This is a genomic window from Flavonifractor sp. AGMB03687 (assembly GCF_017811815.1).
GTDB lineage: Bacteria > Bacillota > Clostridia > Oscillospirales > Oscillospiraceae > Flavonifractor.
The window spans coordinates 26488-38905 of the sequence record NZ_JADKZI010000005.1 but is presented as its reverse complement, the minus strand read 5'-3'; the positions used below and the strand labels follow the sequence as shown (position 1 = coordinate 38905).

The window sequence follows — 12418 nt, the reverse complement described above, 5'->3', positions numbered from 1 at the left end:
TTCAGTCTTTGTTTGCCAACTGCACTTCCGCCTGGGACAGGAAGGCGTTGGGGTAGTCCTTGAGCACCTCCAGGGTGTGGACGGCGCTCTTCTGCAGGGTGATGGTAACGGTGTAGGTGTATTCCTGGGTAGCATTGGCCGTGGGGCCGTACTCGGAGTCGGCACTGCTGGCGATGCCGGAGGAACTTTCCGCGGGCATCCGGTAGGTGAGCTCCAGGTCGGCGTAGCAGCAGTTGTCCATCCGCTCCCGGTCCTCCAGCAGATAGCGGCGGCCCAGGTTGCCCTCGGCGATGTCGGTCTTGATGGCCTCCATCAGGGGCTCCAGCAGCTCGGTGGGCAGATACTCAAAGCCGTAGGTGTCCTCCTCCGGATTGTAGAGGTTGACGATGGCCACGCTGGCCAGCTGGTCCTCCGGCTGCACGTCGCCGAAGTAGCTGTTATACACCACGTCGGTCCGGTTGAGAATGGCGGTGAGCTTGGAGGAGAGGCTGTTGGGATCCTCCAGGTCGGAGGCGGTGGTGGGGAAGGCGTACTTGCGCTGGATCACCGAGCCGTCCTTCATGTTATACGTGAAGATCAGGCTGTGGGAGGTGCCCACCTGCAGGTCCACACCGTCGGTGCCGGTGGTCCACACCTCGGAGGTGCCGCTCTGGCTCTGCCAGGCCTCCAGGGCGTCCTTCTGCTGGGTAATGGCGGTGTGCAGGTCCAGCACGTCCTGGATCACCTCGGGGTTGTCGGAGATCAGGTTGTCGTTGCCGCCGTCCCGGGGGTTGGTGTCCGGGCCGTAGATGCGTACGCTCTCCACCTGAGCGGCGTTGGGCACTGCGGTCTCAAAGCCCATCACGTCCAGCTCCAGGGTCCCCATGCCCACGCACAGGCACAGCAGGAAGACCACGCAGCCCTTCCAGCTGCTCTTGAAGACCCAGAACCGCTTGCGCAGCAGCATCTCGGCAATGAAGCAGCCGGCGGCGCCCCACAGCAGCATCCAGCCCAGCAGGATCCAGGGACTGGTGGGGAGCAGGGCGTAGAAGATGGAGTAGAAGAAGGTGCCAAGGGCCACGGCGGCGCACAGGGACACGCCGTAGCGGAACACCGGGCGCATCCAGCCCACGGTGATCACGTCACCCGCCCGCTCCAGGTGGCGGCGGCGGTAGAGAGCCAGGGCCACTCCGGCCAGTACCAGGCCGATGAGGGCGTAGAAGGTTACCAGGCCCAGGCCCCGGAACTGATAGACGTCGACGGTGTCGTTTTGGGCGCTGACGGTGTCCTGAGCCAGCTTGAGGGCGGGGGAGAACCACTCGGAGGCCTCCTCCATCCATGCCGCTCCGGTAAAGCCGAAGAGGAACTGCCGGGCGATGGTCTCCAGCAGGTAGGCCAGGGTAGGCACCAGGAAGCTGAGGATCACATAGAAGGCGGGCAGGGCCAGGATATGACCGGTAAACATGGCGCAGAACACGGCGAAGGAGTAGAAGAACAGGCAGAGCAGACAGGTGACCATCAGCCAGGTAAACAGGCTGCTGAACACCACCTTGCCGTTGAGAGCCTCGGCCGCCAGACCCAGCAGGAAGATGGCGATGTTGGGGATGATGAGGAAGGCCAGGCCGGACAGGTAGTTGGTGAGGAAGAGCCCCTCCCGCCGCATGGGCAGGGCGTGGAACATGCCCACCGAGCGGGTGGAGTACAGGTAGGAGAACACGGCCATGGCCGCCAGGATGCCGAAGCAAAAGGCCAGCACCAGGGCGGGGCTGGTGCCGCCGATGAGCCGCAGGGCATAGGCCCGGGCCTCATAGGCCGTCCAGTAGTCCCGCTCAATCAGGATACCTACCGGCATCAGCACCACCCAGATCAGGGTGTACAGACCCCAGATGGGCCAGAACCGGGCCAGATTTTTCCCTACCAGGGTCAGATTAAAGTACGATGTCCCGGACCGCATAGTCCTCACCTCCCAGCTCATAAATAAAGATCTCCTCCAGGGTCAGGGGCAGGGCCTCCATCAGGATGGGGGCGTGCACCGCCAGACGGTTGGTAATGTCGGTGGCATTGCCCCGGATGATGAGGGTGTGGATGCGGCCCACATGGGACACGTGGAGCACCTCCAGGTCCTCGGGCAGCTGGGGCAGCTCCCGCTCCTGGAAGACGATCTGCATCTTGACCACGTTTTCCTGCAGGTCGGACAGGGAGCGCTCGATGAGCACCTTGCCGTGGGACAGGATACCCACATGGTCGCACACGTCCTCCAGCTCCCGCAGGTTGTGGGAGGACACCAGCACCGTGGTGCCGTGCTCGGCCACGTCGCCCATGAGGAGGGACCACACCTGGCGGCGCATCACCGGGTCCAGGCCGTCTACCGGCTCATCCAGCACCAGCACGTCAGGGCGACAGCACAGAGCCAGCCAGAAGGCGGACTGCTTCTGCATGCCCTTGGACAGGCGGCGGATGGGCTGCTTCTCGTCCACGGTGGTGAACACGTCCTTCAGGGCCTCGTAGCGCTTGAGGTCGAACCGGGGATAAAAGCCCCTGTAAAAGCGCATCATGTCCCGGGTGGAGGCGGACAGGAAGTAGTACAGCTCGTCGGGGATATCGGCAATGCGGGCCTTGGCGGCGGGGTTTTCGTAGATGGGGTTGCCGTCCAGCAGCACCGAGCCGGAATCCTGCCGGTAGACCCCGGTGACGTGGCGCAGCAGGGTGGACTTGCCCGCGCCGTTGGGGCCCACCAGGCCGTAGATGGAGCCCTGGGGTACCGTCATGGTCAGGCCGTCCAGGGCCCGAAAGCCGTCAAAGGTCTTGACCACGTTTTTGGCTTCGATCATGGTTTCCTCTCCTCTCTGACCGCCTGCCGGGCGGCGGCCTCGTCCAGACGGCGGGCCAGTTCGCCCGCCGTCATGCCCAGAAACAGCAGTTCCGCCGCCGAGGCGTCGAAGTCCTTCAGCAGTCGCTCCCGCCGGTCGGCGTTGACGTCGGCGTGGGGGGCGGCGAAGGAGCCCTTGCCTGCCACGGTGTACAGATAGCCCTCCCGTTCCAGGGATTCATAGGCACGTTGAATGGTATTGGGGTTGATGGCCAGCGACGTGGCAAGCGCCCGCACCGAGGGCAGTTTGTCCCCCGCCTGGAGCGCACCCGTCACCACCAGGTGCCGCAGTCCATCTTTCACCTGTTCATAGATGGGCCGGGCGTCCCGGTAATTGAGCTGGATCATCCTGGCATCTCCTTTCCGGAAGTGTATGACACATCTTAGTACAGTCAGTATACACGGGACACGGGGGAGAAATCTTTAAAAAAGTATAACGATTTTCTTCCGGTTTTCGGCGGACGTAAAAAAACGTCCCGCGGTTTCCCGCGGGACGTTGGTATGTGGCGTTAAGCCGATTAGCACATGGGCTTCAGGTCGGGGGAGACGATCAGGGTAGCCTCGGTGGCAGCCTGGATCTGCTCCACGGTGAACTCGGGGTTGTACTCCACCAGCTCCAGACCCTTGTCGGTCACGTTGATCACGGCCATCTCAGTGATGATCTTGGTGATGCAGTGCACGGCGGTGTAGGGAAGACGGCACTTCTTCAGGATCTTGGGATTGCCCTTGGCGGTGTGCTCCATGGCAACGATGACTTCCTTGGCGCCCACCAGCAGGTCCATGGCGCCGCCCATGCCGGGCATCTTCTTGCCGGGGATGATCCAGTTGGACAGGGAGCCCTCCTCGTCGACCTCCAGGCCGCCCAGGATGGTGGCGTTGACGTGGCCGCCGCGGATGAAGCCGAAGGAAGTGGCGGAGTCGATGTAGCAGCCGAAGGTGTCAGCCTGAGCGGGAGAACCGCCGGCGTCGATCTTGTACTTGGGGTCGGCCTGCTCGGGAGTGGGCTTGGGGCCGGTGCCGATGATGCCGTTCTCGGACTGGAGGATCACGTGGACCCCCTCGGGCAGGAAGGCGGGAATCATGGTGGGCAGACCGATGCCCAGGTTGACCACGTCGCCGTCCTTCAGCTCCTTAGCAACGCGCTTGGCGATAAAGGCCTTGATCTCAGACTTCTCCATTACAGCTTCCCTCCATCCACGATGTAATTGACAAAGGCGCCGGAGGTGACCACGTTCTCGGGCTGGATATCGCCCACCTCGACCACGTTGTCGGCCTCGGCGATGACCACGTCAGCGGCGGTGGCCATCACGATGTTGAAGTTACGGGTGGTGCCCTTGTACCAGATGTTGCCGAACTTGTCGATCATGTGACCGCCGATCAGGGCGAAGTCGGCACGGATGGGCTTCATCAGCAGGTAGTCCTTGCCGTCGATGGTCTGCTTGCCCAGGCAGTAGGGGGAATCCTCCACGATGGTGCCCACGCCGGTGGGGGTGAGCACGCCGCCCAGACCGGCGCCGCCGGCACGGATCATCTCGGCCAGAGAGCCCTGGGGGATCAGATCCACGGTCAGGGTCTTCTCCACCATGCCCTGGGTGCCCACGTCGGGGGTCATGCCCACGTGAGTGGCGATGACGTGCTTGACCTGGTGGTTGTGGACCAGCTTGGCCACGCCGTAGAACTCCTCACCGTTGGGACCCACGGCCATGCCGCAGTCGTTGCCGATGATGGTCAGGTCCTTGGTGCCCTTCTTGGCCAGACCCTCAATGATATGATGGGCGCTGCCGCAGCCCAGGAAACCGCCGTACATGATGGTAGCGCCGTCGGGAATCATGTTCACGGCTTCCTCAACAGAAATGATCTTGTTGCGCACGATATAACCCTCCTAATATAAAGTAGAGGCCGGCCGGGGCGGCATCGCCGCCCCGGCGCGGACAAATCAGCACTTCTCGAAGATGGTAGCGACACCCATGCCGCCGCCGATGCACAGGGTAGCCAGACCCTTCTTGGCATCGTCGCGCTTCTGCATCTCGTGCAGCAGGGTGACGATGATACGAGCGCCGGAAGCGCCCACGGGGTGGCCGATGGAGATGGCGCCGCCGTTGACGTTGACCTTGTCCATGTCGAAGCCCAGCTCACGGGCCACAGCGATGGACTGAGCGGCAAAGGCCTCGTTGGCCTCCACCAGGTCGATGTCCTCGATGGTCACGCCGGCCTTGGCCATGGCGTTGCGGGAAGCGGGCACGGGGCCCACGCCCATGATCTTGGGATCCACGCCGCCCTGGCCCCAGCCGATCAGCTTGGCCATGGGCTTCAGGCCGTACTTCTCAACCGCCTCGCCGGAAGCCAGCAGGATGGCGGCAGCGCCGTCGTTGATGCCGGAGGCGTTGGCAGCGGTCACGCGCTGAACGTGCTTCTTGGCGTCAGCCTCGTGGACCTGAGTGACCTCAAAGGTATGGACGATCTCGTCCTCCACGCCCTCGGGACCGGCGGGGAAGGCGCCGCGCAGCTTGGAGACGGACTCCATGGTCACGCCGGCCTTGGGGAACTCGTCCACCTTGAACTCGACCATTTCCTTCTTCTTCTTCACCATCACGGGGACGATCTCGTCCACGAACTTACCGGCAGCCTGAGCAGCCTCGGTCTTGTTCTGAGAGGACACGGCGAAGGCGTCCATCTCCTCGCGGGTGATGCCCCACACGTCGGCGATGTTCTCGGCGGTGGTGCCCATGTGATAGTTGTTATAAGCGTCCCACAGGCCGTCCTTGATCATGGTGTCGACGACCTTCTTGTCGCCCATGCGGGCGCCCCAGCGCTCAGCGGGCAGAGCGTAGGGAGCGGCGGACATGTTCTCGGTGCCGCCGGCCACGATGACGTCGGCGTCGCCGGCCAGGATGGCACGGGCGCCCTCAATGACGCTCTTCATACCGGAGCCGCACACCATACCCACGGTGTAGGCGGGCACGGAGTAGGGCAGACCGGCCTTCACGCCCACCTGACGGGCGGGGTTCTGGCCCTGGGCAGCGGTCAGGATGCAGCCGAACATCAGCTCGTCCACCTGCTCGGGCTTCACGCCGGCCCGATTCAGGACTTCCTTGACCACCACGGCGCCCAGATCAGTGGCGGGGGTGTCCTTCAGGCTGCCGCCAAAGGAGCCCACGGCGGTGCGGCAACAGTTGACAACATAGACTTCTTTCATGTGTTTGACCTCCAGATTTTTTCGTTTTCTCCCCTAATAAACCCTTCGTTTCATTATACATCCGCCATTAGTAAAAATCAACTGTGGAAAGTGTGGAAGCGGCTGGAAGCAGGGGGTATCCAGTTTGTACCAGAGGCACAGAGACAGGATAGGGTTGCGGGTGGAGAGACGGGGGGATATAATAAGGATATCTGAGACCGGAGACACCGGGAAAGGAGGTATGGACCCATGCGGGAAGAACACTGGGCGGCCTATCTGGACTGCGTGGGGGAGCTGCTGGCCGACCCGCAGGTACAGGCCATGAAGGAGATCCGCCACCACCCGGGGGTGTCCTGCTTTGAGCACAGTCTGTTTGTGTCCTACGTAGCCTTCCGGCTGGCGGAGCGCTGGCGGGGAGACCGGCGGGGGGCGGCCCGGGCGGGGCTGCTCCACGACCTCTACCTTTACGATCCCAAGAGCCTGCCCTCCTACAAGCAGTGCTTTGCCCACCCCCTGGCGGCGGCCCGCAACGCCCGGGCCCTGTGCGGGGAGCTGAGCCCCCAGGAGGAGAACGGCATTCTGGCCCACATGTGGCCCCTGGCCCCCCGGGCCCCCCGCAGCCGGACGGCGGCGGCGGTATGCCTGGCTGACAAGCTGTGCGCCACGGCGGAGGTGCTGGGGATCTGGCGGCGGCTGGAGCTCTACCGGCTGGCCTGCACCCCTGCCAGAGCCTTCCGTTGAAATTTGGTAAAGAAGAGGTAAAGGACGACGGGGAAATTGTGCAAGGGTCCCAAGTTGGAAAAAATGCCGGCTTTTTTTGAAAATTCCGATGCATTTTCTCCGTCACTTTGCTATAATTACAATGAATCATAAAATTGGCCTGATCACGGCCCGCTCTCCCTGAGCGGGCAGGCAAATCCATTGTGTTTGAGGTGATCTCAAGTATGAGCGCGACTGGAGCGGTAGTGTTCCTGCCCCGGGAGGGGACCGGCCCGTCACGGATGCTGGAGGAGCTGCTCTTTGATCCGGCGGCTCTCTGGCTGACCGAGGCGCTGGAGTCCGCCGGGGTGGAACAGTTTTTTGTGGTCTGCCACAGCGATGACCGGGAGAAGGCCCAGGCCTGCTTCCCTGAGGGTACCGAGTTCGTCACCGGCAGCACCGGGGATGCCCTGGAGCAGCTGATGGATTTTCTGGCCCGGCTGGAGGGCAAGGTGCTGGTATTTACCCGGCCGGTGCTTCTCTCCTGGCAGAGCGCCCGCCAGCTGGTGGACGACAACTGCTCCGGACCGCTGGACAATAAGGATACCGGCGTGTGCCGCATCGACGCGGCCCTGCTGGCCCAGGCCCTGGCCGACGGCAGCGGCCTGGACGAGGCTTTGAAGGAGAACGCCGACAAGCTGGGCGGCCGCAGCATCTGGTATCAGAGCGCTGCGGTGCTCAAGGGCAGCCCTGAGGGCCGGGTGGAGGCGGAGCTTACCGCCCGCAACTACGGCGCCTACCGCCTGCTGGAGGGCGGCGTGCGCATCCTGGACCCCAACACCTGCTATGTGGGACCCCGGGTCAAGGTGGGCAAGGACACGGTGATCCTGCCCGGCACCATCCTGCGGGGTGAGACCGTCATTGGCACCGGCTGCGAGCTGGGTCCCAACGCTATGGTGCGGGACTGCACCGTGGGGGACAATGTGGTGGTCAACGCCTCCCAGATCAATGAGAGCACCGTGGACGCCGGTACCAAGATCGGCCCCTTTGCCTACATCCGTCCCAACTGCCACGTGGGCGCCAACGTGAAGGTGGGCGACTTCGTGGAGCTGAAGAACTCCACCATCGGCGACGGCACCAAGATCTCCCACCTGACCTACGTGGGCGACTCCGACGTGGGTTGCCGGGTCAACTTCGGCTGCGGCACCGTCACCGTCAACTATGACGGCATCAGCAAGTACCGCACCACCATCGGAGACGACGCCTTCATCGGCTGCAACACCAATCTGGTGGCTCCCGTTCGGGTGGGCGACGGCGCCTACACCGCCGCCGGTTCCACCATCACCGACGAGGTGCCCGCCGACTCCCTGGCCATCGCCCGGCCCCGCCAGACAGTGAAGAAGCAGTGGGCCGCCCGCCGCCGTTCCAGAAGAAAGTGAACCCGTCCCCTGGAGGGGGACAAAAGATAGAACGTTCTGCATCTACCAGACAAAGAACACTAATAATGTGAGAGGATGTTTACACAATGATCGCACACGGTAAGGACATTAAGATCTTTTCCGGCACTTCCAACCGCCCTCTGGCCGAGGCCATCTGCAAGGAGATGGGCATGGAGCTGGGCAACGCTGAGGTAGGCGCTTTCTCCGATGGCGAGAACTTTGTCTCCATCTATGAGACCGTCCGCGGCTCCGACGTGTTCGTGGTCCAGTCCACCAGCTCCCCGGTCAACGACAACCTGATGGAACTGCTCATTATGATCGATGCCCTGAAGCGGGCCTCCGCCGGCCGGATCACCGCCGTGATCCCCTACTTCGGCTACGCCCGTCAGGACCGCAAGACCAAGCCCCGCGATCCTATCTCCGCCAAGCTGGTGGCCAACCTGATCACCCGTGCCGGCGCCGACCGGGTGCTGACCATGGACCTGCACGCCAACCAGATCCAGGGCTTCTTCGACATCCCCGTGGACAACCTGCTGGGCAACCCCATCTTCACCAACTACCTGCATGACCGCTTTGCTGGCCAGGAGGAGGACGTGATCGTGGTGTCCCCCGACGTGGGCTCCGTGGCCCGCGCCCGCGCCTTTGCCCAGAAGCTGGGCATGGGTCTGGCCATCGTGGATAAGCGCCGCCAGAAGGCCAACTCCTCCGAGGTCATGAACATCATCGGCGACGTCCGCGGCAAGAAGGTCATCCTCTTCGACGACATGGTGGATACCGCCGGCTCCCTGTGCGGTGCTGCTCAGGCTCTGGTTGAGATCGGCGGCGCTACCGACGTCATCGCCTGCGCCAGCCACGGCGTGCTCTCCGGCCCCGCCGTGGAGCGCATCGAGAAGAGCGTCATCAAGGAGCTCTACTTCCTGGATACCGTGCCCGCCAAGCAGGGCGTGACCTGCGACAAGATCAAGTATCTGTCCGTGGCTCACATGTTTGCCGAGGCCATCGAGCGCATCTACGAAGAGGTCTCCGTTTCTAAGCTCTTTGTGTAATGAAAATCTGACCATACCATCAGGTAGGGCGGGGGCTTGCCCCCGCCTTTGCCTGTTTTTTAAGGAGTTCCTATGTTTTTCAACAAGAATCGAGCCTCCGGCGTGGAGTGGCTGGTGGTGGGCCTGGGCAATCCCGGGGACAAGTATGAGAACACCCGGCACAATGTGGGCTTTCTCACCATCGACCACATCGCCGAGGAGCAGCGGGTGCCGGTGCAGAAGCTGAAGTACCGGGCCCTCACCAACACGGTGGAGCTGGGGGGCGCCAAGGTGCTGCTCATGAAGCCGGTGACCTATATGAACCTGTCCGGCGAGGCGGTGGGGGAGGCCGCCCGGTTCTACAAAATCCCCGCCGACCACGTGCTGGTCATCTCCGACGACGTGTCCCTGCCCATCGGCAAGCTGCGCATCCGCAAGGGGGGCTCCGCCGGGGGCCACAACGGCCTGAAGAATATCATTCAGCACCTGGGCACCGACCAGTTCCCCCGGGTGAAGGTGGGCGTGGGGGAGAAGCCCCATCCCGATTATGACATGGCCGACTGGGTGCTCTCCAAGTTCGTGGGGGAGGACCTGAAGACCATCACCGCCGCCATCGAGAAGGCGGGCAAGGCGGTGGAGTGCCTCATTGCCGAAGGCCCCGACAAGGCCATGAACAAGTTCAACGGCTGACAGGCTGTTGCCAAATCGTAACTTGCAATTCCCGACGGGAATGCTAGGATAGAAGGAGCGGGCGCGCCCGCTCCTTTTTTGCAGGGGGCGCGCCGAACTTAGGAGGTGGTCCCCGTGGCGGGACGCAAGCTGTTTTGCCAGTACGGCCCGGTGTGCTACCGGATTTCCCTGTGGAAAGAGGGAGCCCGAAAAGCCTTGGCCGACCGGCGGGTCGGGGTGCACTGGTCCACCTGGCGGTGTGAGGAGGAGCTGCCCGTGCTCCTCAAGGGGCACCGCTCCCCGGTGCTCCGGCGTCTGACCGGAGTGGATATGGACCTGCAGCGCAGCAAGCGGACCAATCTGGCCCTGGCCGCCGCCTGCATCGACGGGGTGGTGGTGGCGCCGGGGGAGAGCTTCTCCTTCTGGCGCCTGGTGGGCAAGCCCACCGCCCGGAAGGGCTATCAGGACGGGCTTACCATCGCCAGCGGGAACCTGGGCCGGGCGGTGGGGGGCGGGCTGTGCCAGCTGGCCAACATGATCCACTACCTGGTGCTCCATAGCCCCCTGACCGTCACCGAGCTGCACCACCACTCGGACGCCCTCTTTCCCGACGACCGCCGCCGGGTGCCCTTCGGCACCGGCACCTCCATCTTTTACCCCCATGTGGATTACCGCTTCCGCAACGACACCGATCAGCCGGTCCAGCTGCGGGTGTGGCTGGACGGGGACGACCTGTGCGGCGAGCTGCGGGGGACGGCCCCCTTCCCCCTGCGCTACCGGCTGCGGGAGGAGGGGAGCCGCTACGTCCGGGAGGGAGAAGCATACTACCGGGTGAGCCGGGTCTACCGCATCGCCTGCGACCGGGCTACCGGCGCGGAAGTGGGGCGGGAGCTGCTGCTGGACAACCACTCCAAGGTGCTCTTTGATCCCGCTCTCATCCCGGCGGATCAGATGTTACCCCGCTGAAAGGAGCCCGCGATGCTGCTGGAACGAATCAAGGCCCACAGTGCTTCTCTGGGGGACCGGCCCGCCCTGATGGCGGGGGAGAAGGTCATTCGCTGGGGCGAGCTGTGGCCCATGGCCCAGGGCCTGGCGGCCAAATTGAAGGCGGAGGGGACCGGCCCGGTGGCTCTTATGGGGGACCCGGCTGAGGTCTGGGTGCCGGTGGCCTTTGTGGCCTGCCTGCTGGCGGGGCGGCCCTATCTGCCCCTGGACCCCCTGCTGCCCCCGGCGGGACAGCGGGAGCTGCTGGAGCAGGCGGGTGCGGTTCTGCTGGATCGCCAGAGGGCAGAGGAGGGCTTTTCCTCCGGCCTGTCCTGCCCGCTCCCCGATGACCCCAACCGCATCGCCTATGAGATCTTTACCTCGGGCAGCACCGGACGGCCCAAGCTGGTGGAGGTGAGCCTGGGCAATCTGGAGCACTTCCTCCGGTGGGCCTCCGCCCTGCCGGAGATCGCCGCCGTCCTGGGCGGGACAGCGGTGGGCCAGGCCGCCTGATCCTTCGACCTGTCGGTGGCCGACCTCTATCTGGCTCTGCTGGGGGGCGGCACCCATGTGGCTCTCACCCCGGCGGAAAAGGAGGATTTTTCTGCCCTGTTCCGCCGGTTGGAGGAAAGTAAAGTGTCTTTGCTGGTGGCCACCCCCTCCTTTCTGCGGCTCTGCCTGACGGAGCCCTCCTTTGGTCCCGTCAAGCTGCCCCGGCTGCGGACGGTCTTCTCCTGCGGAGAGGTTTTGCCCCCCGCCGCCGCCCGGCGGCTGTTGGACCGGTTTCCCGGCGTGGCGCTCCTCAACGCCTACGGCCCCACCGAGGCCACCTGCGCCGTGTGCGCCGTCCTCATTTCCCGGGAGATGTGCGCCGGACCCCTGCCCATCGGCACCGTTGGGGAGGGGGCTGTGGATATTTCACTGGAAGAAGGGGAGATCATCCTCACCGGAGCCAGTGTCTCCCCACGGTTTGGGGGCAAATATTCCACAGGGGACCTGGGTTATGTGGAAAAGGGCCTGCTCTACTGGGCCGGGCGACGGGATTTGCAGCTGAAGTACAAGGGGTACCGGCTGGAGCCCGCCCGCATCGAGGGGGCGCTGGAGGCCCTGCCCCAGGTGGAGCGGGCGGCGGTGCTCCCCCGGCGGGACGGGGCGGGACAGGTGAAGGGCCTGACCGCCTTCGTGGAGGGGACCGGGCTGGAGCCGGAGAAACTGGCTCAGGCCCTGGCGGACTGGCTGCCCCCCTATCAGATCCCTGGCCAGTGGAAGCTGCTGGACCGGATGCCCCTGACCCCCAACGGAAAATGCGACCGGAAACGGCTGGAGGAGATGCTATGATGATGGGTGACGATAGGATTCGGGATCTGCTGGTGCAGGTCTGCGGCACCAAGGACGCCCTCCGCCCCGGAGCCGACCTGCTGGAGGAGGGCATTTTGGACTCCCTGGCCATGATCGACCTGCTGGAGGGGCTGGAGGACCTGGGCATTCAGATCCACCCCACCCGGGTGCCCAGGGACGCCTTCCGCACGGTGGAGGGCATTCTGGCCCTCTGCCGCCAGGCAGAGAAACAGGAGTAAGT

Annotated in this window: 13 protein-coding genes and 1 pseudogene; 8 read left to right on the top strand and 6 right to left on the bottom strand. The window is 64.0% G+C overall.

Annotated elements, in window-relative coordinates:
* Window position 1 precedes the first annotated feature (1 nt).
* The 6 genes from J9789_RS11625 to J9789_RS11600 form a co-directional block, all read right to left on the bottom strand.
* On the bottom strand, window positions 2-1933 hold the full coding sequence (locus J9789_RS11625) for a hypothetical protein (protein WP_209345597.1): 1932 nt from the start codon (window positions 1931-1933) through the stop codon (window positions 2-4).
* Window positions 1908-2810, bottom strand: coding sequence for an ABC transporter ATP-binding protein (locus J9789_RS11620; protein ID WP_209345595.1), 903 nt, complete (start codon window positions 2808-2810; stop codon window positions 1908-1910). The genes J9789_RS11625 and J9789_RS11620 overlap by 26 nt, the downstream gene beginning before the upstream one ends.
* A complete protein-coding gene (locus J9789_RS11615) occupies window positions 2807-3196 on the bottom strand; it encodes a GntR family transcriptional regulator (RefSeq protein WP_209345593.1) in 390 nt (129 codons plus the stop codon). Before J9789_RS11615 ends, J9789_RS11620 begins: the two co-directional genes overlap by 4 nt.
* Before the next feature lie 170 nt (window positions 3197-3366).
* Window positions 3367-4026: a 3-oxoacid CoA-transferase subunit B gene (locus tag J9789_RS11610; protein WP_209345591.1), complete on the bottom strand. Its 660-nt coding sequence runs from the start codon at window positions 4024-4026 to the stop codon at window positions 3367-3369.
* A complete protein-coding gene (locus J9789_RS11605) occupies window positions 4026-4718 on the bottom strand; it encodes a 3-oxoacid CoA-transferase subunit A (protein WP_209345589.1) in 693 nt (230 codons plus the stop codon). The genes J9789_RS11610 and J9789_RS11605 overlap by 1 nt, the downstream gene beginning before the upstream one ends.
* A 66-nt stretch (window positions 4719-4784) precedes the next feature.
* Entirely contained in the window at window positions 4785-6044 is a 1260-nt protein-coding gene (locus tag J9789_RS11600) for an acetyl-CoA C-acetyltransferase (RefSeq protein WP_209345587.1), read from the bottom strand.
* A gap of 228 nt (window positions 6045-6272) precedes the next feature.
* Between J9789_RS11600 and J9789_RS11595 the strand changes: the two genes are divergently transcribed.
* The 8 genes and pseudogenes from J9789_RS11595 (at window position 6273) to J9789_RS11560 (ending at window position 12416) form a co-directional block, all read left to right on the top strand.
* The gene (locus J9789_RS11595) at window positions 6273-6764 is read left to right on the top strand and encodes an HD domain-containing protein (protein ID WP_209345585.1); all 492 of its coding nucleotides are present in this window, start codon (window positions 6273-6275) and stop codon (window positions 6762-6764) included.
* Window positions 6765-6967: 203 nt separating this feature from the next.
* Window positions 6968-8161 carry a DapH/DapD/GlmU-related protein gene (locus J9789_RS11590; protein WP_209345582.1) on the top strand — a complete coding sequence of 398 codons (1194 nt, stop codon included), beginning with the start codon at window positions 6968-6970 and terminating at the stop codon, window positions 8159-8161.
* Window positions 8162-8247: 86 nt separating this feature from the next.
* Window positions 8248-9207 (top strand): ribose-phosphate pyrophosphokinase, encoded by a 960-nt coding sequence (locus J9789_RS11585; RefSeq protein ID WP_209345576.1) that lies wholly within the window; start codon window positions 8248-8250, stop codon window positions 9205-9207.
* A gap of 72 nt (window positions 9208-9279) precedes the next feature.
* Window positions 9280-9876: an aminoacyl-tRNA hydrolase gene (gene pth, locus J9789_RS11580; RefSeq protein ID WP_209345574.1), complete on the top strand. Its 597-nt coding sequence runs from the start codon at window positions 9280-9282 to the stop codon at window positions 9874-9876.
* A 114-nt stretch (window positions 9877-9990) separates the two neighbouring features.
* Entirely contained in the window at window positions 9991-10821 is an 831-nt protein-coding gene (locus J9789_RS11575; protein WP_209345572.1) for a VanW family protein, read from the top strand.
* A gap of 12 nt (window positions 10822-10833) precedes the next feature.
* Window positions 10834-11688: pseudogene (locus J9789_RS17100) on the top strand (AMP-binding protein); the annotation flags it as partial.
* A 15-nt stretch (window positions 11689-11703) separates the two neighbouring features.
* Window positions 11704-12177 carry a hypothetical protein gene (locus J9789_RS17430; protein ID WP_348633683.1) on the top strand — a complete coding sequence of 158 codons (474 nt, stop codon included), beginning with the start codon at window positions 11704-11706 and terminating at the stop codon, window positions 12175-12177.
* Entirely contained in the window at window positions 12174-12416 is a 243-nt protein-coding gene (locus tag J9789_RS11560; RefSeq protein WP_245185243.1) for a phosphopantetheine-binding protein, read from the top strand. The genes J9789_RS17430 and J9789_RS11560 overlap by 4 nt, the downstream gene beginning before the upstream one ends.
* Window positions 12417-12418 lie beyond the last annotated feature (2 nt).

Bases quoted from the DNA above. Each gene is read 5' to 3' on its own strand.
- J9789_RS11625 (WP_209345597.1), bottom strand. From the start codon at position 1,933: ATGCGGTCCGGGACATCGTACTTTAATCTGACCCTGGTAGGGAAAAAT.
- J9789_RS11620 (WP_209345595.1), bottom strand. From the start codon at position 2,810: ATGATCGAAGCCAAAAACGTGGTCAAGACCTTTGACGGCTTTCGGGCC.
- J9789_RS11615 (WP_209345593.1), bottom strand. From the start codon at position 3,196: ATGATCCAGCTCAATTACCGGGACGCCCGGCCCATCTATGAACAGGTG.
- J9789_RS11610 (WP_209345591.1), bottom strand. From the start codon at position 4,026: ATGGAGAAGTCTGAGATCAAGGCCTTTATCGCCAAGCGCGTTGCTAAG.
- J9789_RS11600 (WP_209345587.1), bottom strand. From the start codon at position 6,044: ATGAAAGAAGTCTATGTTGTCAACTGTTGCCGCACCGCCGTGGGCTCC.
- J9789_RS11595 (WP_209345585.1), top strand. From the start codon at position 6,273: ATGCGGGAAGAACACTGGGCGGCCTATCTGGACTGCGTGGGGGAGCTG.
- J9789_RS11590 (WP_209345582.1), top strand. From the start codon at position 6,968: ATGAGCGCGACTGGAGCGGTAGTGTTCCTGCCCCGGGAGGGGACCGGC.
- J9789_RS11585 (WP_209345576.1), top strand. From the start codon at position 8,248: ATGATCGCACACGGTAAGGACATTAAGATCTTTTCCGGCACTTCCAAC.
- pth (WP_209345574.1), top strand. From the start codon at position 9,280: ATGTTTTTCAACAAGAATCGAGCCTCCGGCGTGGAGTGGCTGGTGGTG.
- J9789_RS17430 (WP_348633683.1), top strand. From the start codon at position 11,704: ATGTGCGCCGGACCCCTGCCCATCGGCACCGTTGGGGAGGGGGCTGTG.
- J9789_RS11560 (WP_245185243.1), top strand. From the start codon at position 12,174: ATGATGATGGGTGACGATAGGATTCGGGATCTGCTGGTGCAGGTCTGC.